Origin of the sequence: Paracoccus sp. (in: a-proteobacteria) (assembly GCF_035556475.1) — a bacterium.
In the GTDB taxonomy this organism is placed as follows: Bacteria; Pseudomonadota; Alphaproteobacteria; order Rhodobacterales; family Rhodobacteraceae; genus Paracoccus.
The window spans coordinates 19,712-42,043 of the sequence record NZ_DATMFA010000014.1; the positions used below are offsets into that span (position 1 = coordinate 19,712).

At 68.2% G+C, this 22,332-nt stretch carries 24 protein-coding genes and 1 pseudogene; 12 read left to right on the forward strand and 13 right to left on the reverse strand.

Annotated features, from left to right (window positions below; translation table 11 throughout):
- Positions 1–32 precede the first annotated feature (32 nt).
- The 5 genes from VNQ78_RS01750 to VNQ78_RS01770 are packed head-to-tail and all read right to left on the reverse strand — an operon-like array spanning position 33 to position 4,257.
- Positions 33–545 carry an O-acetyl-ADP-ribose deacetylase gene (locus VNQ78_RS01750; protein WP_325685948.1) on the reverse strand — a complete coding sequence of 171 codons (513 nt, stop codon included), beginning with the start codon at positions 543–545 and terminating at the stop codon, positions 33–35.
- Positions 546–548: 3 nt separating this feature from the next.
- Positions 549–2,153 (reverse strand): carboxyl transferase domain-containing protein, encoded by a 1,605-nt coding sequence (locus VNQ78_RS01755; protein ID WP_325685950.1) that lies wholly within the window; start codon positions 2,151–2,153, stop codon positions 549–551.
- 3 nt (positions 2,154–2,156) lie between these two features.
- Complete coding sequence (locus VNQ78_RS01760; protein WP_325685952.1) at positions 2,157–2,594, reverse strand: lysozyme inhibitor LprI family protein; 438 nt, start codon at positions 2,592–2,594, stop codon at positions 2,157–2,159.
- Positions 2,591–3,097: a lysozyme inhibitor LprI family protein gene (locus tag VNQ78_RS01765; protein WP_325685954.1), complete on the reverse strand. Its 507-nt coding sequence runs from the start codon at positions 3,095–3,097 to the stop codon at positions 2,591–2,593. The genes VNQ78_RS01760 and VNQ78_RS01765 overlap by 4 nt, the downstream gene beginning before the upstream one ends.
- Positions 3,097–4,257 (reverse strand): isovaleryl-CoA dehydrogenase, encoded by a 1,161-nt coding sequence (locus VNQ78_RS01770; RefSeq protein WP_325685955.1) that lies wholly within the window; start codon positions 4,255–4,257, stop codon positions 3,097–3,099. Before VNQ78_RS01770 ends, VNQ78_RS01765 begins: the two co-directional genes overlap by 1 nt.
- A gap of 187 nt (positions 4,258–4,444) precedes the next feature.
- On the opposite strand from VNQ78_RS01770, the gene VNQ78_RS01775 reads away from it, so the two are divergent.
- Both VNQ78_RS01775 and cbiB read left to right on the forward strand, forming a co-directional pair.
- Positions 4,445–4,978 (forward strand): histidine phosphatase family protein, encoded by a 534-nt coding sequence (locus VNQ78_RS01775; RefSeq protein ID WP_325685957.1) that lies wholly within the window; start codon positions 4,445–4,447, stop codon positions 4,976–4,978.
- Complete coding sequence (gene cbiB / locus VNQ78_RS01780) at positions 4,975–5,916, forward strand: adenosylcobinamide-phosphate synthase CbiB (protein ID WP_325685959.1); 942 nt, start codon at positions 4,975–4,977, stop codon at positions 5,914–5,916. Before VNQ78_RS01775 ends, cbiB begins: the two co-directional genes overlap by 4 nt.
- Here cbiB and hemC read toward each other — a convergent pair.
- Positions 5,913–6,854, reverse strand: a complete 942-nt coding sequence (hemC, locus tag VNQ78_RS01785; protein ID WP_325685961.1) for a hydroxymethylbilane synthase — start codon at positions 6,852–6,854, stop codon at positions 5,913–5,915. The two genes, cbiB and hemC, sit on opposite strands and share 4 nt — an antisense overlap.
- A 75-nt stretch (positions 6,855–6,929) precedes the next feature.
- Here hemC and hemE point away from each other — a divergent pair, with 75 nt between their 5' ends.
- Positions 6,930–7,958: a uroporphyrinogen decarboxylase gene (gene hemE, locus VNQ78_RS01790; protein ID WP_325685963.1), complete on the forward strand. Its 1,029-nt coding sequence runs from the start codon at positions 6,930–6,932 to the stop codon at positions 7,956–7,958.
- 3 nt (positions 7,959–7,961) lie between these two features.
- Positions 7,962–8,837 (forward strand): EamA family transporter, encoded by an 876-nt coding sequence (locus VNQ78_RS01795; RefSeq protein ID WP_325685965.1) that lies wholly within the window; start codon positions 7,962–7,964, stop codon positions 8,835–8,837.
- On the opposite strand, the gene VNQ78_RS01800 is transcribed toward VNQ78_RS01795, so the two are convergent.
- Positions 8,824–9,420 carry a LysE family translocator gene (locus VNQ78_RS01800; RefSeq protein ID WP_325685967.1) on the reverse strand — a complete coding sequence of 199 codons (597 nt, stop codon included), beginning with the start codon at positions 9,418–9,420 and terminating at the stop codon, positions 8,824–8,826. The two genes, VNQ78_RS01795 and VNQ78_RS01800, sit on opposite strands and share 14 nt — an antisense overlap.
- Positions 9,421–9,503: 83 nt before the next feature.
- Here VNQ78_RS01800 and VNQ78_RS01805 point away from each other — a divergent pair, with 83 nt between their 5' ends.
- Together VNQ78_RS01805 and VNQ78_RS01810 are read left to right on the forward strand one after the other, a co-directional pair.
- Positions 9,504–9,968, forward strand: coding sequence for an Lrp/AsnC family transcriptional regulator (locus tag VNQ78_RS01805; protein WP_325685969.1), 465 nt, complete (start codon positions 9,504–9,506; stop codon positions 9,966–9,968).
- A 160-nt stretch (positions 9,969–10,128) separates the two neighbouring features.
- Positions 10,129–11,664: an ATP-dependent DNA helicase gene (locus VNQ78_RS01810; protein WP_325685971.1), complete on the forward strand. Its 1,536-nt coding sequence runs from the start codon at positions 10,129–10,131 to the stop codon at positions 11,662–11,664.
- Here the strand turns inward: VNQ78_RS01810 and VNQ78_RS01815 are convergent.
- The gene (locus VNQ78_RS01815; RefSeq protein ID WP_325685973.1) at positions 11,661–12,488 is read right to left on the reverse strand and encodes an EcsC family protein; all 828 of its coding nucleotides are present in this window, start codon (positions 12,486–12,488) and stop codon (positions 11,661–11,663) included. The two genes, VNQ78_RS01810 and VNQ78_RS01815, sit on opposite strands and share 4 nt — an antisense overlap.
- Positions 12,489–12,630: 142 nt before the next feature.
- Between VNQ78_RS01815 and VNQ78_RS01820 the strand changes: the two genes are divergently transcribed.
- Positions 12,631–13,101 carry an Ivy family c-type lysozyme inhibitor gene (locus tag VNQ78_RS01820; RefSeq protein ID WP_325685975.1) on the forward strand — a complete coding sequence of 157 codons (471 nt, stop codon included), beginning with the start codon at positions 12,631–12,633 and terminating at the stop codon, positions 13,099–13,101.
- On the opposite strand, the gene VNQ78_RS01825 is transcribed toward VNQ78_RS01820, so the two are convergent.
- The gene (locus VNQ78_RS01825) at positions 13,098–13,667 is read right to left on the reverse strand and encodes an N-acetyltransferase (protein ID WP_325685977.1); all 570 of its coding nucleotides are present in this window, start codon (positions 13,665–13,667) and stop codon (positions 13,098–13,100) included. The genes VNQ78_RS01820 and VNQ78_RS01825 overlap by 4 nt on opposite strands.
- 259 nt (positions 13,668–13,926) lie before the next feature.
- Between VNQ78_RS01825 and VNQ78_RS01830 the strand changes: the two genes are divergently transcribed.
- The 5 genes from VNQ78_RS01830 to VNQ78_RS01850 all read left to right on the forward strand — a co-directional run bounded on the left by VNQ78_RS01830 (position 13,927) and on the right by VNQ78_RS01850 (position 19,094).
- The gene (locus tag VNQ78_RS01830; protein WP_325685979.1) at positions 13,927–14,523 is read left to right on the forward strand and encodes a flavin reductase family protein; all 597 of its coding nucleotides are present in this window, start codon (positions 13,927–13,929) and stop codon (positions 14,521–14,523) included.
- Positions 14,523–15,086, forward strand: a complete 564-nt coding sequence (locus VNQ78_RS01835) for an adenine phosphoribosyltransferase (RefSeq protein WP_325685981.1) — start codon at positions 14,523–14,525, stop codon at positions 15,084–15,086. The genes VNQ78_RS01830 and VNQ78_RS01835 overlap by 1 nt, the downstream gene beginning before the upstream one ends.
- 48 nt (positions 15,087–15,134) lie before the next feature.
- Positions 15,135–16,088, forward strand: a complete 954-nt coding sequence (gene ispH / locus VNQ78_RS01840; protein WP_325685983.1) for a 4-hydroxy-3-methylbut-2-enyl diphosphate reductase — start codon at positions 15,135–15,137, stop codon at positions 16,086–16,088.
- Between the two features lie 35 nt (positions 16,089–16,123).
- Positions 16,124–16,762, forward strand: coding sequence for a DsbA family oxidoreductase (locus tag VNQ78_RS01845; RefSeq protein ID WP_325685985.1), 639 nt, complete (start codon positions 16,124–16,126; stop codon positions 16,760–16,762).
- 67 nt (positions 16,763–16,829) lie between these two features.
- Positions 16,830–19,094: an adenosylcobalamin-dependent ribonucleoside-diphosphate reductase gene (locus VNQ78_RS01850; protein ID WP_325685987.1), complete on the forward strand. Its 2,265-nt coding sequence runs from the start codon at positions 16,830–16,832 to the stop codon at positions 19,092–19,094.
- Positions 19,095–19,261: 167 nt separating this feature from the next.
- Here the strand turns inward: VNQ78_RS01850 and VNQ78_RS01855 are convergent, their stop codons facing one another.
- The 4 genes and pseudogenes from VNQ78_RS01855 to VNQ78_RS01870 form a co-directional block, all read right to left on the reverse strand.
- Positions 19,262–20,245 carry a beta-ketoacyl-ACP synthase 3 gene (locus tag VNQ78_RS01855; protein WP_325685989.1) on the reverse strand — a complete coding sequence of 328 codons (984 nt, stop codon included), beginning with the start codon at positions 20,243–20,245 and terminating at the stop codon, positions 19,262–19,264.
- Positions 20,232–21,485 carry an adenosylmethionine--8-amino-7-oxononanoate transaminase gene (locus VNQ78_RS01860; protein WP_325685991.1) on the reverse strand — a complete coding sequence of 418 codons (1,254 nt, stop codon included), beginning with the start codon at positions 21,483–21,485 and terminating at the stop codon, positions 20,232–20,234. Before VNQ78_RS01860 ends, VNQ78_RS01855 begins: the two co-directional genes overlap by 14 nt.
- Positions 21,482–22,105: a dethiobiotin synthase gene (gene bioD / locus VNQ78_RS01865; protein ID WP_325685993.1), complete on the reverse strand. Its 624-nt coding sequence runs from the start codon at positions 22,103–22,105 to the stop codon at positions 21,482–21,484. Before bioD ends, VNQ78_RS01860 begins: the two co-directional genes overlap by 4 nt.
- Positions 22,102–22,332: pseudogene (locus VNQ78_RS01870) on the reverse strand (8-amino-7-oxononanoate synthase); the annotation flags it as partial. The pseudogene VNQ78_RS01870 and the gene bioD, both read right to left, overlap by 4 nt.

A 22,332-nucleotide genomic window follows, 5' to 3' on the forward strand; every position in this document is an offset into this window, starting at 1 on the left:
GACCCCCGCGGGGTATTTCGGAAACGGTGAGATCATCGGGGCGCCTCGTCCAGCGCGGTTTGCAGCGTGGCGCGCGCGGCGGCATCGAAGGCGACGAGCGTTACCTTGAGATCGCCGGCATGGGCGCGGATGGCAGCGATCGCGATGCGGGCGGCACGGTCGGCGGGGAAGCCGTAGATGCCGGTCGAGATCGCCGGGAAGGCGATGGTCGCGAGGCCGTGGCTGCGGGCAAGCGCCAGCGAGTTCGCGTAGCAGGCGGCAAGGAGTTGGTCCTCGTCCTGCCCGCCGCCCTGCCAGACCGGGCCGACGGTGTGGATCACATGGCGCGCGGGAAGGTTATAGCCCGCGGTGATCCGCGCCTCGCCCGTCGGGCAGCCGCCAAGGCCGCGGCATTCGGCGAGGAGGCCCGGTCCCGCCGCGCGGTGGATCGCGCCATCGACGCCGCCGCCCCCGAGCAGCGTCCGGTTCGCCGCGTTCACGATCGCATCGACCGCGAGCGTGGTGATATCGCCTTGCCAGAGGGTGATCTGCGGAACCCTGGCCATGGGCTACATCCGGAAGATGCCGAAGCGCGTCGGCGCGATCGGCGCGTTGAGGCTGGCGCGGAGGGACAAGGCCAGAACCTCGCGCGTCTTGCGCGGATCGACGATGCCGTCATCCCAGAGCCGGGCCGAGGCGTAGAGCGGATGGGACTGGCGGTCGAACATCTCGATCGTCGGGCGCTTGAACTCGGCCTCTTCCCCGGCGGACCAGGTGCCGCCCGCGCGCTCGATCCCGTCGCGCCGGACGGTGGCGAGCACCCCTGCCGCCTGCTCGCCCCCCATGACCGAGATGCGGGAATTCGGCCAGCTCCAGAGGAAGCGCGGGCTGTAGGCGCGTCCCGACATGCCGTAATTGCCGGCGCCGAAGCTGCCGCCGACCAGCATGGTGATCTTCGGGACATTGGTGGTGGCGACCGCCGTGACCATCTTGGCGCCGTGGCGGGCGATGCCCTCATTCTCATATTTGCGGCCGACCATGAAGCCGGTGACGTTCTGCAGGAAGACCAGCGGGATGTTCCGCGTCGAGCAAAGCTCGATGAAATGCGCGCCCTTCTGCGCCGCCTCCGAGAAGATCACCCCGTTATTGGCGATGATGCCGATCGGGCAGCCTTCGAGATGGGCGAAGCCGGTGACCAGCGTTTCGCCGAAGCGGGCCTTGAACTCGTCAAAGCGCGAGCCGTCGACCACGCGGGCGATGACCTCGCGGATGTCATAGGGGGTCTTCAGGTCGGCGGGGACGATGCCGAGGATCTCCTCGGGGTCATGGGCCGGGGGTTCGGGGGATTGCCAGTCGACCGTCCCGGGCCGGCTGCGGTTCAGGCCGGCAACGGCGCGGCGGGCAAGGGCCAGGGCATGGGCGTCATCCTCGGCCAGGTAATCCGCCACGCCGGACAGGCGGGTATGGACATCGCCGCCGCCCAGATCCTCGGCCGAGACGACCTCGCCCGTCGCGGCCCTGACCAGCGGCGGGCCGGCGAGGAAGATGGTGCCCTGGTTCCTGACGATGATCGTCACGTCGGACATGGCGGGCACATAGGCCCCGCCTGCCGTGCAGCTGCCCATGACCACGGCGATCTGGGCGATGCCCTTGGCCGACATGCGCGCCTGATTGTAGAAGATCCGGCCGAAATGGTCGCGATCGGGAAAGACCTCGTCCTGATTGGGCAGGTTCGCGCCGCCGCTGTCGACCAGATAGATGCAGGGCAGATGGCATTCCTCGGCGATCTCCTGCGCGCGGAGATGCTTCTTGACCGTCATCGGGTAATAGGTGCCGCCCTTGACCGTCGCGTCATTGGCAACGACCATCACCTCCTGCCCGTGGACCCGGCCGATCCCGGCGATGACGCCCGCGGCGGGCGCCGCACCGTCATACATGCCATGCGCCGCCACCGCCCCGATCTCGAGAAAGGGAGAGCCGGGGTCGAGCAGGTTCGCCACCCGCTCGCGCGGGGGCATCTTGCCGCGCGAGATATGGCGCTCGGTCGCCTTCGGCCCGCCACCCGCCGCAGCCGCAAGCGCAGCCTCCCGGATGGTCCCGAGCATCGCGAGATGCACCGCGCGGTTCGAAAGAAAACCAGCCGAGGTCGGAAGAGTGCGGGTCGCAAGCTTCATAGCCTAGTCCTCGAGCGAGATGAGAAGCGCGGCCTGCCGCGCGGTTTCGTCACGGATGCAGCGCGCCTTGGCGACCCTGTCACCCTCTGACAGCGCGCAGAGCGCATCGCGGAAGCTGATCCATCTTCGTTCCGCCGCGCGGAGCGGGGCTTCGGGGCGGCGCTTGAGTGCCTCGGTATAGATCCCGGTCAGCTTCGCCTCCCATGCCTGATGCGAGGCGTCGAGGCAGTTCAGCATCGGAAAATCGGGGTCGTCGCCCGAATATTTCTGCTGCGCATAGGTCAGGCAGGCCTCCATCCCCGTCCCGGCGCAATCGGCGCGCGCGCCCTGCGTCTCGGCGCCTTTCAGGCAGGTGTCGATCGTGGCGGGATCAAAGCCCGAGGCATCGCCCGCATGGACCGGAATCGCGAGGACGAGAAGCGCGAGCGTGGCGCGGATCATTCCTCGCCCTCGCCATCTTGCCCCATGTCGCGCAGGCGGAGCGCCTGCTCTCCGGTCAGCTGCAGCAGGCAGTTGGCGGCGGCGGGGCCACCCGCCGTGCCGCCCTGAAAGCGCACGGCCTCATATTCGCAACTGGAATCGCGAAAGGCGATCCAGTCACGCTGCGCCTGCTTCAGCACCGGGGCGGCAGGCTTGGCGGCCGAGCCGAGTTCGGCAAGCTCGGCATCCGCCGCCTCGGCCGCCTTCAGCACGCGGGCATATTCGCGGTTGAGCATCGCGTCCCAGTCGCGCGTCTCGGCGGAAAGGCAATTCCCCATGCCGACCGTCGTATCGCCGCCGGGGGTCGTCATGCAGGCGGTCGAGGCCTCGCCGATACAGACCCGCGCATTGCCGGTATCGCCCGCCGTCCGGTCGAGGCAGGCGGTCAGGATCTGCGGGTCATAGGCGGGTTCGCCGGCCAGTGCCGGGGTGGCAAGCAGGAAGGCAAGGGCAAGGGCACGCATCAGGCAATCTCCATCAGTTGACGTCCGATCAACATCCGGCGGATCTCGGACGTTCCCGCGCCGATCTCCATGAGCTTGGCGTCGCGGAAAAGACGGCTGACCACGCTGTCGTTCAGGAACCCTGCCCCGCCCAGCGCCTGCACGGCCTGATGCGCCTGCACCATCGCCTGTTCCGAGGCATAAAGCACCGCCCCCGCCGCGTCCTGCCGCGTGACCTTGCCCGCGTCGCAGGCGCGCGCGACCTCGTAGACATAGGCGCGGGAGGTGTTCAGCGCGACATACATGTCGGCGATCTTGCCCTGCATCAGCTGGAACGATCCGATCGGCTGGCCGAATTGCCGCCGGTCACGGACATAGGGCATCACCTCGTCAAGGCAGGCCGCCATGATGCCGGTGCCGATGCCCGACAGCACCAGCCGCTCGTAATCGAGGCCGGACATCAGCACGCGCACGCCCCTGCCCTCGGATCCCAGCACATTCTCGAACGGGATCTCGCAATTCTCGAAGATCAGCTCTCCGGTGTTCGAGCCGCGCATCCCCAGCTTGTCGAAATGCGGCGAGGTCGTGAAACCCGCCATGCCGCGTTCGACGATGAAGGCGGTGATGCCGCGGCTGCCGGCCTCGGGGTCGGTCTTGGCATAGACGACCAGCGTGTCGGCGTCGGGTGCGTTGGTGATCCAGTATTTGTTGCCGTTGAGGACATAGCGGTCATTCCGCTTCTCGGCGCGCAGCTTCATCGACACGACGTCGCTGCCCGCCCCTTCCTCGGACATGGCGAGTGCGCCGACATGCTCGCCCGAGCAGAGCTTCGGCAGGTATTTCGCCCGCTGCGCATCGGTGCCGTTCAGCTTGATCTGGTTCACGCAAAGGTTCGAATGCGCGCCATAGGAGAGGCTCACCGAGGCCGAGGCCCGCGCGATCTCCTCGGTCGCGATGACATGGGCGAGATAGCCCATGCCCGCCCCGCCCCATTCCTCGGGGACGGTGACGCCCAGCAGGCCAAGCTCTCCCATCTCGCGCCAAAGCTCGTTCGGGAAGGCGTTCGAGCGGTCGACCTCGGCGGCAATGGGCTTCACCCGCTCCTGCGCCCAGCGATGCACCATCTCGCGCAGGGCGTTCACGTCCTCGCCCAGATCGAACTCCATCCCTGCGGTGAACATCGGCTCCTCCTACCGGTTATTGAACAGTTGTTCATTTAATTCGCTTATGCGGCGGGCCTGCCTCTCGCGTCAAGCCCCATGCAGTCGCGATGCTGTCGCGCGGACCCGAGTCGGGCAAGCGGGAAGCGGTGTTGACAGGCGGGGCCGCGCGCGCGATCCATGCCCGCCCGAAGCCTAAGGGGAGCGCATGGAGACCCAAGCCCGCCTGCTGATCGCGCGCCATGCGCCGCTTGCCAGCCCCGGACTGGCCGGGCGGCGCGACGTGGCGGCCGATTGCTCAGACACCCGGTCGCTTGGCTGGCTTGGGCAGCAGCTTGTCGCCGACCGGCTGTGGTCCAGCCCGGCCCTGCGCTGCCGGCAGACCTGCGCGGCGATGGACCTTCGCCCCGAGATCGTCCCCGAGCTGTGGGAGCAGGATTTCGGCGACTGGGAACAGACGGGCATTTCCGACCTTGGGCCATTGCCGCCCGAGGCGCTGGCCGTCCATCGGCCGCCCGGCGGCGAGAGTTTCCTCGACATGGCCGGGCGGGTGCAGCGAGTGCTGGCCGAGGCGTCGGGGACGGTCGCGATCGTCGCCCATGCCGGAACGGTGCGCGCGGCGCTGGCCCTCGCGGTGGGTCCGGCGGCGCTGTCCTTCAGCGTCGCGCCGCTCTCGCTGACCATCCTGTCGCGCAGTTCAGGCGGCTGGGCGGTCGAGGCCGTGAACCGGGTCGCGCCGTGATCCTCTCGACCGATACGCTGACTGTGGCGCTGGTCGCGCTGCTGATCGACGTGGCGATGGGCTGGCCCGATGCGCTCTATCGCCGCATCTCGCATCCGGTGGTCTGGATCGGCCGGCTGATCGAGGCCCTCGACCGGCGCTGGAACCGGGGCCGCCACAGGATCGCGCGCGGGGCGCTGGCGGTGGTCGTCGTGGTCGCGGCGGCGGTGCTGCCGGCGCTTCTACTCGCGTGGCTGCTGATGCCGCTTGCGGCCGGGCCATTCATCCTTGGCGCCCTCGCCTGGCCGCTGGTCGCGGCAAGGTCGCTCGATGCCCATGTCGCGGCGGTGGCCCGCCCGCTCGCCTCCGGCGACATCGCGGCGGCACGGCAGGCAGTGTCGATGATCGTCGGCCGTGACCTACCCGAGGACGATGCCGCCCCAATCGCGCGCGCCGCGCTGGAGAGCTTGGCCGAGAACAGTTCGGACGGGGTGATCGCGCCCCTTCTCTGGGCGGCGGTGGCGGGACTGCCGGGGATCGCGGCCTATAAGGCAATCAACACGCTCGATTCGATGATCGGCCATCGCAGCCCGCGACACGAGCTCTTCGGCAGGGTCGCCGCGCGGCTCGATGACCTCGTGAACCTGCCCGCGTCGCGGCTGACGGGGCTGCTTTTCGTGCTGGCCGCGGGTTCGGGACGCGCCTTGCGGGTGATGTGGCGCGACGCGGGCCAGCACCGCTCGCCCAATGCCGGCTGGCCCGAGGCCGCGATGGCCGGCGCGCTGGGGGTCAGGCTCTCTGGCCCGCGCAGCTATCACGGGGTCGAGACGCCGGAGCCGTGGCTCAACGCGGGCGCGCGCGACCCCGATGCGGCGGACCTCTCAAGGGGCCTCGGCATCTATCGCCAGTCGGTGGTCAGCGCTGGCGTCCTCATCGGGATCGCCTTGCTGCTGGCCTAGCGCCAGTCGAAGAAACCCGCGGGCGCGCGGGACAGCAGTTCCTCGGCCAGATCGGTCCCCATGGCGCGACCATCGGCCGCAGGGCCGCGACGCTCGCCAAAGATGATCGCGCCGCCATCGGGTTGCAGGATCTCACCCCTGAGCCACAGGCTGTCGCCCTCGATCACGGCAAGGCCGGCAATCGGCGTCTCGCAGGATCCGTCGAGCCGGGCAAGGAAGGCCCGCTCCGCCGCGACCCGGAGCGCCGAGGGCGCGTCGCCGATCGGGGCCAGCAGGGCCGCCACGCGCGCGTCATCCGCCCGACGCTCGACCCCGATGCAGCCCTGCGCCACGGCGGGCAGCATCTCCTCGGGGGCGACGGGGCCTTGCGCGACATGGATCATGCCAAGGCGCGACAGCCCCGCCATGGCAAGGAAGGTCGCGTCCGCCACGCCATCCTCAAGCTTTTTCAGGCGCGTCTGGACGTTTCCCCGAAACTCGACCAGCTTCAGGTCCGGCCGCCGCGCGGCAAGCTGGGCGCGCCTGCGCAGGCTCGAAGACCCGACCACCGCCCCTTCGGGCAGATCACTGATCGAGCCATAGCGGGGCGAGACGAAGGCGTCGCGCACATCCTCCCGCGGGAGGTAGCAGTCGATCAGCAACCCATCCGGCTGGATCGTCGGCATGTCCTTCATCGAATGCACGGCGATGTCGATCCCGCCCTCGGTCAGGGCATCCTCGATCTCGCGCGTGAACAGGCCCTTGCCGCCGATCTCCTTCAGGGGACGGTCAAGCACGCGGTCACCGGTGGTCTTGATCACCACGATCTCGAACGCGTCCTGCGGCAAGCCATGCGCGGCCATCAGCCGGTCGCGGGTTTCATGCGCCTGCGCCAGCGCCAGCGCCGAGCCGCGGGTTCCGATGCGAAGGGGGGTCTGGGGATCGGGCATTTTGGTCATGGGAAAGGGCTTAGCGCCCGGCCGCGCACTTGACAACGGGGACCAGCACGCCATGAAGGCCCCTGCGAGGTGAACATGACCCAGAAGACGATCCTGCGCGCCCTTGCGGGCGAGCGACTGCCCGTGCCGCCGGTCTGGATGATGCGACAAGCTGGCCGCTACCTGCCCGAATATCGCGCGACCCGGTCGCAGGCGGGCGATTTCCTATCGCTCTGCTACACGCCCGACCTTGCGGCCGAGGTGACGCTGCAGCCGATCCGCCGCTATGGCTTCGATGCCGCGATCCTTTTTGCCGACATCCTGCTGATCCCGCAGGCGCTTGGCCTCGACCTGTGGTTCGTGACCGGCGAGGGGCCGCGCCTTTCCACCGTGACCCGGCCCGAGGAGGTCGCGGCGCTGAAACCCGTCGAGGCGATCCACGAGACGCTGAACCCGGTCTACGAGACGGTCCGCATCCTGTCGCGCGAACTGCCGGCCCAGACGACGCTGATCGGCTTTGCCGGCGCACCCTGGACGGTCGCGACCTATATGGTCGCCGGACGCGGCACGCCCGATCAGGGGCCGGCCCATGCCTTCAAGGATGCCGACCGCGCCGCCTTCTCGCTGCTGATCGACCGCGTGACCGAGGCGACGATCGCCTATCTCTCCGCCCAGATCGAGGCCGGGGCCGAGGTGGTGAAGCTCTTCGACAGCTGGGCCGGATCGCTCAAGGGCCGGGATTTCGACGACTTCGCGCTGGAGCCTGCACGGCGCATCATCGCCGCGCTGAAGGCCCGCTATCCGCATGTCCCCATCATCGCCTTCCCGCGCGAGGCCGGGCCGCGCTATGCCGGGTTCGCCCGCGCGACCGGCGCGGATTGCGTCGCGCTCGACAACTCGGTCAGCACCGACTGGGCGGCGGCCGAGGTGCAGAAGGACGGCTGCGTTCAGGGCAACCTCAACCCCGCCTTGCTGGTCAGCGGCGGCGCGGCGCTGGAGGAGGAGACGCGGCGGATCGTGCGCGCCTTCTCGCAAGGGCCGCATATCTTCAACCTCGGCCACGGCATCACCCCCGACGCCGACCCCGAGAATGTGGCGCGGATGATCGCCGCGATCCGCGGCTAGGCCATGTGGATCCTTGCCACGCTGATCGCCGCGGCTGCGCAGACCGCGCGCAACGCCGCGCAGCGCGGCCTGACGGTCGAGATCGGCACCATGGGCGCGACGGCGGTGCGCTTCCTATTCGGACTGCCCTTCGCGGCGCTGTTCTTGCTGCTCTGGTCGCTTCATGCGCCGATCCCCCGCCCCGGCATGGCGGTGATCCTCTGGGTTCTGATGGGTGCGCTCAGCCAGATCGCAGCGACCGCGCTGATGCTGGTGATCATGAAAAGCCGCGGCTTCGGCGTCACCACCGCGCTGATCAAGACCGAGCCGGTCAGCCTTGCCCTCATCGGCGCCATCGTGCTGGCCGAGCCGCTGGGACCGGCGCGGATGGCCGCCATCGCCACCGCGACGCTGGGGGTGATCCTGATGTCGGGGACGGATTGGCGCAGCGGAGGCTGGCGCGCCGTGGTGACGGGCATCCTCGCCGGCGGGCTTTTCGGCCTTTCCGCCATCGGCTTTCGCGGCGGGATCCTTGCCCTGCCCGAGGGCGGCTATGTCACCCGCTCGGCAACGGTGCTGCTCCTCAGCCTCGCCATGCAGACGGCGGTGATGCTGGTCTGGCTCGGACTCGCGGATCGCGCGGCGCTTGGCGGCATCGCGCGGAACTGGCGTGGCTCGATCCGGGCCGGTTTTCTTGGCGCCTTCGCCTCGCTTTTCTGGTTTCTGGGCTTTTCGATGACGGCGGCGGCCAATGTCCGCACGCTGGCGCTGATCGAGGTGGGGATGGCGCAGCTCGTCTCGCGCCGTGTCCTGCGCGAGGGGGCCAGCCCGCGCCAGCTTGCCGGCATGGCGCTGATCGTGCTGGGCGTCGCCGGGCTCATCGCCCTCAATGCGGGCTGAGAACCGGCAGCACCGACAGGACCAGCAGCGACGCCATCGTCCAGTTGAAGAACCGCAGCCGCCGCGGCTCCTGCAGGAAGCCGCGCAGCCCCTGTCCCATCGCGGCCCAGACTGCGACCGAGGGCAGGTTCACCAGCGTAAAGATCAGCGCCACGCCGAACGCTCCGCCGCTCCCCGCCGCATAGGCCGAAAGCGCCCCCAGCCCCATCATCCACGCCTTGGGATTGATCCATTGAAAGGCGCAGGCGGCCAGAAATCCCATCGGCCGGGCATCCACGGCCGATTTCCGCGCGTCCGGCGGGGCGGCATGGGCGATTTTCCAGGCGAGCCAGAGCACATAGGCGAGACTGATCCACTTCAAGCCTTGCGCAAGGGCTGGAGAGGCGGCGATGATCCGGTCGATGCCAAGACCCAGGACCGCCACCATGCCTCCGAAACCGAAGGCCACACCCAGAAGGTGTGGCACGGTCCTGCGCATGCCGAAATTGGCGCCCGATGCCATCAGCATCAGATTGTTCGGGCCGGGTGTGATCGAGGTGACGAAGGCGAATGCAACCAATGCAAGCAGGACGTGTTGAGACATTAGGGGAAATACCGGGCTGTTATTTCCGCAAAAATATTCGAAGTTGACCGCAATTTCTGATTTTTATGACCTTGTGAGGCAGAATGTCACAACTGACGCCGGAAAATGATCGGGTTTCCGCCAAAATATTGCAGATACTCGCGCGCAATGGCCGTATCCCGAATCAACAGCTCGCGGCCGAGATCGGGCTCTCCCCCTCGGCCTGCCTGCGCCGCGTGCAGGAACTGGAACGCCGGGGCGCGATCACCGGCTATCGCGCGGTCATCCATCCCTCGGCGCGCGAGGCCGGCTTCACGGCCTATGTGACGGTCGGGCTCTCGCGCCACTCGAACGAGGCGCAGATCGCCTTCGAGCGCGCCTGCCTCGCCGCGCCGCAAGTCCGGGAATGCCACAACATTACCGGCTCGATCGAATATCTGCTCCGCGTCGAGGTCCGCGACCTCGAGGCCTATCGCCGCTTTCATACCGAGGTGCTGGGTGCCTTCCCGCAAATCTCGACCATCACTACCCATGTCGTCATGGGCTCGCCCAAGGACGAGCGTGCCTGAAGAGCAAGGCATTGCGCCCCGCAGAAGCCTCGCAGGGGTATTTGGAAAACGGTGAAATCCGAGGCGGGTCCCTGGAACTCACCGTTTCTTAAATACCCAAAAAACGGCTCACGCGACGAACGGGCTTTCCGGGCAGGCGCGGCATGGCTAACAAGGCAGCATGACCCTGCCCACCCTTTCCCCCGACCAGGCCGAAGCCTGGGATGCCCTTGCCGCCCTGCTGGAGGAGGCCGGGATCGACCTCGTCTCCGAGGAGATCTCGCCAGCGACGCCGGGCAAGGGCCGGGTGATGGCGGTGATCGGCAAGGCCGGATCGGGCAAGACGCTGCTGCTGGCCGAACTGACCAAGGCCCTGAAGGAAGCAGGTGTCGACATCATCTCGGGCGATTACGAAGGCCGGAAGCGCAAGGATCGGCGGACCGCCGCGATCCTCGCGCCGACGAACAAGGCCGCCTTCGTCCTCAGGATGCGCGGCGTGCCGGCGACCACGATCCACCGCATCCTCTATACCCCGGTCTATGACCCGGAATACGAGCGTATCGCCGACTGGCTGACCGGCGCGGGCGAGCGTCCGGTGGTCGAGGGTGTGATCGATGGGCTGACCGATGCCGCGCTGGACCGCGCCAAGGCCTTCTACCAGCAGCATGCCTCGATCCCCGGCGCGCTGGCCGCGGCGGGATTGCGCGGGTCGGATTTCATCCGCGGCTGGAAGCGGCGCGAGGAAGGGCTCGACATCGGCCTGATCGACGAGGCCTCGATGCTCGACGAGCGCCAGTTCGACGACCTGCGCGAGATCTTCCCGGTCCTCATCCTCTTCGGCGATCCGGCCCAGCTTGCCCCGGTCGGGCAATCGGGTGAGATGGTCTTTGACCGGCTGGCGAAATCGCAGCGGCTGGAACTGTCGCGCATCCATCGCCAGACCGGGGACAGCCCGATCCTCGACCTCGCCCATGCGCTCTCGGACCCGGATCTCGACTTTCCCGCTTTCGAACGGATGGTGCAGGATGCTGCGCGCCGCGACGATCGCGTCGTCTGGGCCGAGCGGGTCGAGAGCGACCTGATGGCCCGCAGCCCGGTGCTGGTCTGGCGCAATGTCACGAGGATCAAGCTGATCCAGGCCTTCCGCTCGGCCTATGGCGCGCCGGGGGATTCGCTTCTGCCGGGCGAGCCCTTGATCTGCGACGGGCTGGAACTGCCGCTGAAGCATCGCAAGAAGCGCATCGACCTCGAGGCGCGCGGGCTGATCAAGGGGGCGCAGGTCATCTATCTTGGCCCCGGCAGGAAGCCCGGCTTCTCGCGCCTGCATGTCGTTGGTGCCGAGGATCCGCGCCTTTCGGCCGCCTCGATCGTCAAGATCGAGATGCCCGATGTCGAGGAGCCGTTCATCCCCTATGCCGCGCGGATGGGCGCGACCTTCCTGCACGGCGCGGCGGTGACGATCCACAAGGCGCAGGGCAGCCAATGGCCAGATGTTCAGGTCTTCGCCCCGGACATCAACGCCGCCGCGTGGTCGAACCGGACCGAGGCGGGCATCCCGCTCTGGAAGCGGCTGACCTATGTGGCGATCACCCGCGCGCAGGAACGGCTGTTCTGGATCGTCCGCTCGCGCCTTGCGCGACCGAGCGCCCCCCTTGGCATCGACCATCTGGAGGAGCCGGCCCCGGTTCTGGCGCTGACCGCCGAAACCGAGGACTAATGCGCCTCGCGGCGGCGGATGGTCTTCGCCGCCGAGCCGGGGCGGACCTGCTCCATCCTGAGCAGCAGCGCCTCGACGAGCGCCTCGCGCGGCAGGCCGGTTTCCTCGGAGAGGCGCAAGAGCCCGAACTGGACCCGCGCCACCTCCTGATAATAGCGGGTGAAGTTGTAGTTGATCGCGGCCCCCGCCACCGCGCCAAGGATCGGCACGGTCTGGGCGGCGAGCTTCTGCGCCAATGAGGCGGAAAGCTTTGGCGCGACCTTGGCGATCATGCCCTGGATGGTCTGCCCGGTGATCGTCATTCGCGCGGCAACGAGCCCCAGATCCGCGCCCTCGTCATCGGCGAGCGGGCCGGCGCTGGCAAAGACATGCAGCGCCTCGCGTCGCGCAAGGTCGCTGTCGGGGTCGAAGCCATGTTCGGCGGCGATATCCATGATTGCCCGCAGCAGCAGCGTGATCGTCACCGGCAGTTCCAGCGTCGCCCCGGCGATGCCGGCAAAGCCGCCGACCGCCCCGGAGGTCGTCGAGAGCAGCCGGTTGAACCAGTCGCCGCGATCCGCCAGCACGCCCCGCGAATGCGAGGCCGCATCGAAGGAGCGGTTCAGCACGCTCAGCGTGATCCGGTCCATGCGGTTGCGCACCGGGCCGGGCAGCCGGTCCATCAGCGCCTCGGCCTTGCCACCGACGGCGTTCATCACCTCCATTGCGACGCCGCCTGCCTTCAGATAGCGGCGGGCGAGGCGGTCGATCTCGGTATGCACGGTCGGGTCGGCAATCGGGGGCAGGACTGCCTGACGGGCGGGAATTGCGCTCTGTTCGGTCATCCTCGGGATACCTGGCCTTTCCTTTTGCGCGATTTTCGCGCGTCACTGCCGAAACCAGATAGGGACTGAAGGGTTCCCTTTCCATCGGCTGCTGTCCCTAATGTGAGCGGAGAGCGGGAAACGAGGAAGAGGGAACGAAAAGATGCTTGCCAGAACGCCTACCGGGATCGCCGGCCTTGCCATGTTGGTGCTGGGCCTTGCCCCGGCATTCGCCGAAGATGCGCCGACGCTTGCCGATCTGGGCAAGAATGCCGAACTGGCTGCGGCCTTCAAGGCGATGGCCGGCGAAACCGAGATGCCGGATTGGCTGGAGCAGCCGATCGTAACGACCCCGACCGCGACGGCAAGCTTTGACGGCAAGCCCTGGCAAGTCATGTATGGCTGCAAGCAGCATGATTGCGCCGCCCACCGGATCGCGGTGATCTATTCGGCCGAAGCAGGCAAGATGTATGGCGTCGTTTCGGATACATCCGAGAATGGCGAGGAAGAGACGCTGCACTGGCTGAATATCGGCGGCGGCCCGGAATCGATCGATGGGCGCACCATCCTTTATGCGGCGCTGACCGGCAGCCTCGCCAATCATCCGGGTGCCTTCGACTATAGCGCGGACTAGCCCCCGGCGGGGGCAAGCCCGCCCCTCTCCCGCGCGGCATCTTCGTCGCGCGGGCTTTCGCCCGGATCCCCGGCGCCACGGCCCGGATCGCGGGTGACGGGACCGGCGATCCCGCGCCAGCCATCCTCGACCAGTTCGAGGCCGAGGACGCGGTCCGGGTTGGTCGGCGGCGGCATCTCGACCCCTTCGAGCTTCGAGAATCCGAAGCGGCTGTAATAGGGCAGATCGCCCACCAGCATCACCCGCGACCAGCCCAGCGCCGAGGCGCGGGCAAGGCTTTCCCGCATCAGCAGCCCGCCCAGCCCCTCGCCCTGCGTGGTCGGATGGACGGCAACCGGACCCAGCAGCAATGTGGGCTGGCCCCCGACCTCGACCGGCCAATAGCGGATCGCGCCCAGAAGCACCCCCGAGCCGTCGCGCAGCAGAAGGCAGAGCGCCGCGACCGCGGGCACCCCTTCGCGCAGGCGGTAGGAGGAAAGCGCCGTTCGCCCCGGCGCGAAGCACAGGTCCATCAGCGCCTCGACCTCGGGCGTGTCCTCGGGGGTTTCGGGGGTGAGTTCGTACATTGAGTCTCCCGGTGGTGGCGGGTCCGGCGTATGTCGCGCCGCGCGCCCGTTATCACGCATGTTCCGTCTCGAAAACATCGGATGCGGGCAGGATGCGAAAATCTTGCGACAGTGGCCCGCGGATGGATGGTGACGTCCCGTTTTTCCACCGCCGCAGGGTTCCGCGGCGCTTGACGTCAAACGGCCGTGCAGGCAGACCGTTCCCCGTCACGCGCTGCCGGATCGATCGCGCCCGGCAATCCCAACCCGAGGGCAACCGATGTTCTATCGTCCCGAAGCGGGCCATGGCCTGCCCCATAACCCGCTGAACGCCATCGTCGCGCCCCGCCCCATCGGCTGGATCTCGACCCGGGGTCAGCTGGGCGACAATCTTGCGCCCTATTCCTTCTTCAACCTCACGGCCTATGTGCCGCCGCAGGTGATGTTCGCCTCGACCAACGCCAAGCCCGACCGGCCGGGGACCAAGGACAGCGTGGCCCAGATCGCCGAAAGCCGCGTGTTCTGCGTCAATATCGCCGATGGCTCGATGCGCGATCAGGTCAATGCAAGCTCGGCCGCCCTGCCCGCCGGCACCAGCGAGTTCGAGGCCGCGGGGATCGAGGCCGCCGAATGCGAGACGATCGACTGCCCGCGCGTCAAGGGTGCCGCCGCCGCGCTGGAATGCCGCATGACGCGGATCATCCGGCTGGCCGGGGCCCATAACGTGATGGTGCTGGGCGTTGTCACCGGCATCCATCTGCGCGAGGATTGCGTGGTCGATGGCCGCTTCGACCTGCGCCGCCACGGCTGGCTTTCGCGGCTGGGCTACAAGGATTACGCCGTGACCTCCGAGACCTTCGAGATGGAGCGTCCCTGATGGAAAGCACCGGGGAAAGGCGCGGCCGCGATACGCGCAGCGTCCGCGACTATATCCGCACCATCGTCGACTTCCCGCGTGAGGGCGTCCTGTTTCGGGACGTCACCACGCTTTTCGCCGATGCGCGCGGCTTCCGCATGGCGGTGGACCAGCTGCTGACCCCCTATGCGGGCGAGGCGATCGACAAGGTCGTGGGCCTTGAGGCGCGGGGCTTCATCCTCGGCGGCGCGATCGCGCATCAGCTTACCGTGGGCTTCGTGCCGATCCGCAAAAAGGGCAAGCTTCCCGGCGCGGTGCTGAGCCAGGCCTATGCGCTGGAATATGGCGAGGCCGTGGTCGAGATCCACGATGACGCGCTGAAACCGGGCGAGCGGGTGCTGATCGTGGACGATCTGCTTGCCACCGGCGGCACCGCCGCTGCCGGGATCTCGCTTTGCGAAAGGCTGGGCGCCGAAGTGATCGGCTGCGCCTTCGTGGTCGACCTGCCCGAACTGGGCGGGCGAAAGCTGCTTGAGGGCATGGGGCACGAGGTCTTTGCCCTGACCTCCTTCGAAGGCGCCTGAGCGGCCCGCGACCTTGCAGCAGGCGGAACGGAAGGCTAGGTGAAGCACATGGACCAGAAACCACCCCTGACCCTCTACCTCGCCGCGCCGCGCGGCTTTTGCGCGGGCGTCGACCGCGCCATCAAGATCGTCGAGATGGCGCTGCAGAAATGGGGCGCGCCGGTCTATGTCCGCCACGAGATCGTGCACAACAAGTTCGTCGTCGACAGCCTGCGCGACAAGGGCGCGGTCTTTGTCGAGGAACTGGATGAGTGCCCCGATGACCGGCCGGTGATCTTCTCGGCCCATGGCGTCCCCAAGGCCGTCCCGGCCGAGGCGCGCCGCCGCGACATGGTCTATGTCGACGCCACCTGCCCGCTTGTCAGCAAGGTCCATGTCGAGGCCGAGCGCCACCATGCCGCCGGGCTCCAGATGGTGATGATCGGCCATGCCGGCCATCCCGAGGTTCTGGGCACCATGGGCCAACTGCCCGAGGGCGAGGTGCTGCTGGTCGAAACCGTCGAGGACGTGGCGGGCATCCTGCCCCGCGACCCCGGCAGGCTGGCCTTCATCACCCAGACCACGCTGTCGGTCGATGACACGGCCGCCATCGTCGCGGCGCTTCAGGCGCGCTTCCCGGCCATCGTCGGACCGGCCAAGGAAGACATCTGCTATGCGACGACCAACCGGCAGGCCTCGGTCAAGGCGATCGCGGGCCGCATCGACGCGCTTTTCGTGATCGGCGCGCCCAACAGCTCGAACTCGCGCCGTCTGGTCGAGGTGGGGAGTGCGGCGGGTTGTGCCTATTCGCAACTGGTGATGCGCGCGGACCAGATCGACTGGCGCGCGATCGAAGGCGCGCGGGCCGTCGGCGTGACCGCAGGCGCCAGCGCCCCCGAGGTGCTGGTCGACGAGGTCGTCGATGCCTTCCGCGCCCGCTATGACGTCACCGTCGAGATGGTCGAGACCGCGCGCGAGAATGTCGAGTTCAAGGTGCCCCGCGTCCTGCGTGAATCGGCCTGACGGCCCGCCCGTAAAGATCGTCGGAAGGAATCCTGATGACCGCTGAAATCCGTCTCGACATCTTCGCCGATCCGGTCTGCCCCTGGTGCCTGATCGGCAAGGCCGAGCTTGACCGCGCGCTGGAAAGCCGGCCCGACCATCCGTTCCTGATCACCTGGCAACCCTTCCGGCTGGACCCGCAGATGCCCGCGGCCGGGATGGATTACGTCGCCTACATGAAGATGAAGTTCAAGGACGAGAAGGGCATCATCGCGGAGATGAAGCCGGTGATGGAGGCCTCCGAGCGCCTTGGCCTCTGGATCAACCCCTCGCTGATCGAGCGGGTGCCGAACACGATGAACGCCCACCGTCTGCTCTACTGGGCCGGGCTCGAAGGCGTGCAGACCCCGGTGATGTCCGGCCTGATGCGGGCATATTGGCGCGAGGGCCGGAACATCTCGAACCCCGACGTGCTGGTCGCGATCGGCGAGGGCGCGGGCATGAACGGGCAGATGATCCGCCGCCTTCTGGCCACGCCCGAGGACCGCGACCAGATCCTCGCGCGTGAGATCCATGCCCGCGAGCGGGGGATCACCTCGGCCCCCACATTCGTCGTCGCCGACAGCCATGTCGTGACCGGCGCGCAGCCCGCCTCGCTGTGGTTGCAGGTGATCGACGAGCTGACCGGCCGTTAGGGCTTTCTCGACGGGTCGGGGATGACTATCTTTGGTCCTCAGCCGAGGTCACGCCGAGGAAGTCGCCATGCCCGCATTCTCCGCCCCCATCGCCGAACAGATCTGGGACATGAAATACCGTCTCAGGGACGCCGAGGGCCAGCCCCTCGACAAATCGGTCGAGGATAGCTGGCGCAGGGTCGCCCGCGACCTCGCCCGGGTCGAGGCCGAGCCCGCGCTGTGGGAGGATCGGTTCTATGCCGCGCTCGAGGGCTTCAAGTTCCTGCCCGCCGGCCGCATCCTTGCCGGGGCGGGCACCGGGCGCGACGTGACCCTCTTCAACTGCTTCGTCATGGGCACCATCCCCGACAGCATGGCCGGCATCTTCGACATGCTGAAGGAAGCCGCGCTGACCATGCAGCAGGGCGGCGGCATCGGCTATGACTTCTCGACGATCCGGCCCAAGGGGGCCGAGGTCAAGGGTGTCGCCGCCGATGCCTCCGGCCCCTTGAGCTTCATGGATGTCTGGGACGCGATGTGCCGCACGATCATGTCGGCGGGCAGCCGGCGCGGCGCGATGATGGCGACGATGCGCTGTGACCATCCCGATATCGAGGCCTTTATCGAGGCCAAGCAGGACAGCGCAAGGCTGCGCATGTTCAACCTTTCCGTGCTGGTGACGGACGCCTTCATGGAGGCGGTCGGCGAAGACGCAAGCTGGGATCTGCAATTCGAGGGCAAGGTCTTTCACACCGTCCGCGCCCGCGACCTCTGGAACCGGATCATGCGGGCGACCTATGACTATGCCGAGCCGGGGGTGATCTTCATCGACCGGATCAACCGGATGAACAACCTGCAATATGCCGAGACGATCGCGGCGACCAATCCCTGCGGCGAGCAGCCCTTGCCGCCCTATGGCGCCTGCCTCCTCGGCTCGGTCAACCTCGCCCGGCTGGTCGAGGCGCCCTTCACGCCCGGGGCGAAGATCGACGCGAGCGCGCTGGACGAGTTGGTCCGCACCGCGATCCGCATGATGGACAATGTCGTCGACGCCTCGAAGTTCCCGCTGCCCCAGCAGGCCGAGGAGGCGCGGACCAAGCGCCGCCTTGGCCTTGGCGTCACCGGCCTTGCCGATGCGCTGCTGATGCTGGGCCTGCGCTATGGCGCGCCCGAGGCGGTCGCCCAGACACGGGTATGGATGAAGGCCATCGCCCGCGCGGCCTATCTGGCCTCGGTCGATCTGGCGAAGGAAAAGGGCGCGTTTGCGCTGTTCGACGCCGAAAAATTCCTGGCCTCGGGCTTCATGTCGCGCATGGACGCGGATGTGAGGGACGAGGTCGCGCGGCACGGCATCCGCAACGCGCTTCTGACCTCGATCGCGCCGACCGGAACGATCTCGCTTTACGCGGGCAATGTCAGTTCGGGGATCGAGCCGGTCTTTGCCTATGCCTATACCCGCAAGGTGCTGCAAAAGGACGGCAGCCGGACCGAGGAGGAGGTCGTCGATTACGCCGTCCAGATGTGGCGCGACCTGAAGGGGGACGCGCCTTTGCCGGATTATTTCGTCAACGCCCAGACCCTCGCGCCCCTCGACCATGTCGCCATGCAGGCGGCGGCGCAGGAATGGGTCGACAGCTCGATCTCGAAGACGATCAACTGCCCCGAGGATATTTCCTTCGAGGCGTTCAAGGACGTCTACCTTGCCGCATGGGATCAGGGCTGCAAGGGCTGCACGACCTATCGCCCGAATGACGTGACCGGCTCGGTCCTGTCGGTCAGCGAGACGACCGAGGCCGCGCCCGAGGCCGATAGCGGCGCGGACGTGGTCTATCTGACCGAGCCGCTGGACCGTCCGGCGGCGCTGGAGGGCGCGACCTACAAGCTGAAATTCCCCGGCAGCGAGCACGCGATCTACATCACCATCAACGACATCGTGCAGGCCGGCCATCGCCGCCCGTTCGAGGTCTTCATCAACTCGAAGAACATGGAGCATTACGCCTGGACCGTGGCGCTGACGCGCATGATCTCGGCCGTGTTCCGGCGCGGCGGCGACGTGAGCTTCGTGGTCGAGGAGCTGAAGGCGGTTTTCGACCCGCGCGGCGGCGCATGGATGGAGGGACGCTATGTGCCCTCGATCCTTGCCGCAATCGGCGGCGTGATCGAACGCCACATGGTCGCGACCGGCTTCATCGCGGGCGAGGGGATGGGCCTCAAATCCGATCCCAAGGCCGAGATGATCGTGGTCGGCGAGCGCCCACGCGGCCCGGCCTGCCCGAATTGCGGCCAATACGGAATGCGGATGATCGAGGGCTGCATGACCTGCCCCTCATGCGGGCATTCGAAATGCAGCTAGCGGGATAGCAGGCCCGTTTGCGGCGGGTCATACGGCGCGGGCGCGGCAAAGCCCCCGCGCGGGGTTACGGCAGGCCGGGCTGATCGTTCTGGTCGGGAGGGTATCCATGTCCCCGGATCGGGCAGAGGGTGACGCACTGGCCCGGCACCCGCGGTCGCGCCCCTATCTCACTCCTCCCAGATCACCGCGCCCCAGATCGTTCCCGCGCCGAAGGCCTGAATCAGCATCGGCCCCTCGGGCAGCCCGCCGCCATGCGCGACCTGCCATGACATCGCCAGCGGGATCGTCGCGGCCGAGGAATTGCCGTGATCGGCCAGCGTCCCGATGCGCCGGACCTGCTGCAACCCGGCGCGCTCGGCCACCTTGTCGAGGATGCGGGCATTGGCCTGATGCGGCAGCCATGCGCCAAGCCCGGGGGCCGCAAGCCCAGCGCGGTCCATGACCTCTCGGGCCGAATCCGCCATCCCCTCCACGGCGAGGGAAAAGACCGCGCGCCCATCCGGCATGCTCATCCCGAGGCCGTCGTCGCTGCCCGGCGCGAAGGGCAGGCGGCTGCCACCCCGCGCGATGCGGATGGCGTCATAGCGGCCCCCGTCGCTGCGCAGGACCGAGGCGCGCGGCCCCTGCCCCGGACGGCCCGGCCGCAGCAGCACCGCCCCCGCCGCATCGGCAAACAGCGCCCGCGTTCCCGCATCCGCCGGGTTGATCCGGCGCGAGAGGATATTTGCGGCGATGACCAGCACCGCCTGCCCGGTCAGCCCGACATGCCCGGCCCCGAGGATCAGCGCGTGAAGAAACCCCGCGCAGGCCCCTGCCACGTCCACCGCCCCGCAGCCCAGCCCCAGATGATGGGCGACAAGCGGCGCGGTCGGCGGCAGCAGGTGGTCCGGGGTCGAGGTCGCGAGCAGCAGAAGCCCGACCTCCCCCGGCGCGCATCCCGCCTGCACGAGCGCCATGGCCCCGGCTGGGATCGCCAGATCGCTCAACGCCTGACCGGGGGCGGCATAGTGGCGCGCCTCGATCCCGCTGCGGCTGCCGATCCAGCCGGGCGGCAGGCCCATATCGGCCTCGATCTCGGCATTGGCGACGCGGCGCGCGGGCAGGTAATGGCCGAAGCCCGCCATGGTCACGCCCGGCCTATGCGAAGACATCGGCGGCCTCGATGATGGCGTCATGGCAGGCGCGGAGTTCGGCCTCGGTGCTGCAATAGGGCGGCAGCAGATAGACCGTCCGCCCCAGCGGCCGGATCAGCAGGTCGCGATCCGCGAAATGGCGCATGAGCATCGGCCCGGCATCGGCCATGTAATCCCGGCCGTCGCCGCCCAACTCGGCGGCAAGGATGGTCCCCGTCCGGCGGACCGAGGCGATGGAGGGATGGCGCGCCAGCCGCTCTGCCCCCTCGGCCTGAGCGCGCGCCACCGTGTCGATGCGCAGGGCGACGGGTTCGTCGCGCCAGATCTCCAGATTGGCCAGCGCCGCCGCGCAGGCGATGGGGTTGGCGGTGTAGGAGGAGGAGTGGAAGAAGGTCTTTCGCCGATCCTCGGACCAGTGCGACTGGAAGATCTCCTCGCGGCAGAGGGTGACGGCCAAGGGCAGATGCCCGCCGGTGATGCCCTTCGAGAGGCAGAGGATATCGGGCACGACACCCGCATGGTCGCAGGCCAGAAAGCGGCCGGTGCGGCCCCAGCCCGTCATCACCTCATCCGCGACCAGCAGCATCCCGTGGCGCGCGCAGATCGCGGCCATTTCCGACAGAACCCAGGCCGGATACATCCGCATTCCCCCCGCGCCCAGCACCATCGGCTCGATCAGCAGCGCCGCGGTCTCGGGCTGGCGGGCGAAGCGTTCCAGTGCGTCAAGCGTCGCCTGCTCGGCCCCCGGCGCGGGAAAGGGGATGCGGTCGACCGCGAAGAGCAGCGGCTCATAGGGTTGGGTGAAGCCGCCGCGCTCGCCCGCCGACATGGTGCCGACGGTATCGCCGTGATAGCCGTCCTGCATGACGACGATGCGGTGGCGCGGGCTGCCGCGATGGCGGAAATGCCCCAGCGCCATCTTCAGCGCCACCTCGACCGAGGTGGAGCCGCTGTCGCTGAAGAAGACCCGCGAAAGGCCCTCGGGTAGCATGTCGAGCAGCCCGGCCGCGAAACGCTCGGCCGGTTCATGGCTGTGCCCGGCGAAGATCACCTGATCGAGGCGCCCGGCCTGATCGCGGATCGCCTCCACGATGCGGGGATGGCAATGCCCATGCGTCACCACCCACCACGAGGAGATCGCGTCAAAGACCCGCCGCCCCTCGGCATCGAGAAGCCACGCCCCCTCGGCCGAGGTGATGGGACGCATCTGCGGAAACAGCGCGTGCTGGGTGAACGGATGCCAGATGGGCGAGTTCATGCAAATTCCCCCGCGAAGGCATCGGCGGGAAATGCCGCGTCGAAGGCGTCCCGCAGGCTCTCGGGCGAAAGCCGGTCGAGGATGGGCAGGCGTCCCAGATGGCGGACCCGACCCATATGGGTGATGGTCTCCTCGACCTCCGGCTCGGCCTCACCGATGAAGGCGATGCCGTGGACCGGAACCCCCGCCGCCCGCAGCGCCGCCAGCGACAACAGGCTGTGATTGATCGTCCCGAGCGCCGTCCGCGCGCAGAGGATGACGGGCAGCTTCCAACGCGCGAAAACATCGAGGAAGGTCCGCTCGCGGTTCAGCGGCACCATGACGCCCCCCGCCCCCTCGATCACCAAGGGCCGCGGCGGCGGCAGGTCCAGCGCCTCCGCGTCGATCGCGACACCCTCGCGCGCGGCCGAGATATGCGGCGAAGCCGGCAGCGCCAGCCGCCATGCCTCGGGCAGCACCGGGCGGCCGGTGAGCGCGGCGACAATCTGGCTGTCGGTCTCTTCCTCCAGCCCCGATTGCACCGGCTTCCAGTAGGTGGCCCGCAAACGCGCCGTCAGCCCGGCGGAAAACACCGTCTTGCCGATGCCGGTATCGGTTCCTGTCACCACAAAGGCGGTCATGCGGGTTTCTCCATAAGCGTAGCGATGGCGTCGAGGGCTGCCTCGACCTCGGCATCGGTCGGGTTCAGGGTCAGCGACAGCCTCAGCCGCTCGGCCCCTTTCGGGACGGTGGGCGCGCGGATCGCCCGGACATCGAAGCCCGCCGCCGCCAGCCGCGCCGAGGCCGCGAGGCAGGCGGCGTCGCCGGGGATGATCACCGGCTGGATCTGGCTGCCGCTTGGGCAAAG

Bases quoted from the DNA above. Each gene is read 5' to 3' on its own strand.
- VNQ78_RS01750 (WP_325685948.1), bottom strand. From the start codon at position 545: ATGGCCAGGGTTCCGCAGATCACCCTCTGGCAAGGCGATATCACCACG.
- VNQ78_RS01755 (WP_325685950.1), bottom strand. From the start codon at position 2,153: ATGAAGCTTGCGACCCGCACTCTTCCGACCTCGGCTGGTTTTCTTTCG.
- VNQ78_RS01760 (WP_325685952.1), bottom strand. From the start codon at position 2,594: ATGATCCGCGCCACGCTCGCGCTTCTCGTCCTCGCGATTCCGGTCCAT.
- VNQ78_RS01765 (WP_325685954.1), bottom strand. From the start codon at position 3,097: ATGCGTGCCCTTGCCCTTGCCTTCCTGCTTGCCACCCCGGCACTGGCC.
- VNQ78_RS01770 (WP_325685955.1), bottom strand. From the start codon at position 4,257: ATGTTCACCGCAGGGATGGAGTTCGATCTGGGCGAGGACGTGAACGCC.
- VNQ78_RS01775 (WP_325685957.1), top strand. From the start codon at position 4,445: ATGGAGACCCAAGCCCGCCTGCTGATCGCGCGCCATGCGCCGCTTGCC.
- hemC (WP_325685961.1), bottom strand. From the start codon at position 6,854: ATGACCAAAATGCCCGATCCCCAGACCCCCCTTCGCATCGGAACCCGC.
- hemE (WP_325685963.1), top strand. From the start codon at position 6,930: ATGACCCAGAAGACGATCCTGCGCGCCCTTGCGGGCGAGCGACTGCCC.
- VNQ78_RS01795 (WP_325685965.1), top strand. From the start codon at position 7,962: ATGTGGATCCTTGCCACGCTGATCGCCGCGGCTGCGCAGACCGCGCGC.
- VNQ78_RS01800 (WP_325685967.1), bottom strand. From the start codon at position 9,420: ATGTCTCAACACGTCCTGCTTGCATTGGTTGCATTCGCCTTCGTCACC.
- VNQ78_RS01805 (WP_325685969.1), top strand. From the start codon at position 9,504: ATGTCACAACTGACGCCGGAAAATGATCGGGTTTCCGCCAAAATATTG.
- VNQ78_RS01810 (WP_325685971.1), top strand. From the start codon at position 10,129: ATGACCCTGCCCACCCTTTCCCCCGACCAGGCCGAAGCCTGGGATGCC.
- VNQ78_RS01815 (WP_325685973.1), bottom strand. From the start codon at position 12,488: ATGACCGAACAGAGCGCAATTCCCGCCCGTCAGGCAGTCCTGCCCCCG.
- VNQ78_RS01820 (WP_325685975.1), top strand. From the start codon at position 12,631: ATGCTTGCCAGAACGCCTACCGGGATCGCCGGCCTTGCCATGTTGGTG.
- VNQ78_RS01825 (WP_325685977.1), bottom strand. From the start codon at position 13,667: ATGTACGAACTCACCCCCGAAACCCCCGAGGACACGCCCGAGGTCGAG.
- VNQ78_RS01830 (WP_325685979.1), top strand. From the start codon at position 13,927: ATGTTCTATCGTCCCGAAGCGGGCCATGGCCTGCCCCATAACCCGCTG.
- VNQ78_RS01835 (WP_325685981.1), top strand. From the start codon at position 14,523: ATGGAAAGCACCGGGGAAAGGCGCGGCCGCGATACGCGCAGCGTCCGC.
- ispH (WP_325685983.1), top strand. From the start codon at position 15,135: ATGGACCAGAAACCACCCCTGACCCTCTACCTCGCCGCGCCGCGCGGC.
- VNQ78_RS01845 (WP_325685985.1), top strand. From the start codon at position 16,124: ATGACCGCTGAAATCCGTCTCGACATCTTCGCCGATCCGGTCTGCCCC.
- VNQ78_RS01850 (WP_325685987.1), top strand. From the start codon at position 16,830: ATGCCCGCATTCTCCGCCCCCATCGCCGAACAGATCTGGGACATGAAA.
- VNQ78_RS01855 (WP_325685989.1), bottom strand. From the start codon at position 20,245: ATGTCTTCGCATAGGCCGGGCGTGACCATGGCGGGCTTCGGCCATTAC.
- VNQ78_RS01860 (WP_325685991.1), bottom strand. From the start codon at position 21,485: ATGAACTCGCCCATCTGGCATCCGTTCACCCAGCACGCGCTGTTTCCG.
- bioD (WP_325685993.1), bottom strand. From the start codon at position 22,105: ATGACCGCCTTTGTGGTGACAGGAACCGATACCGGCATCGGCAAGACG.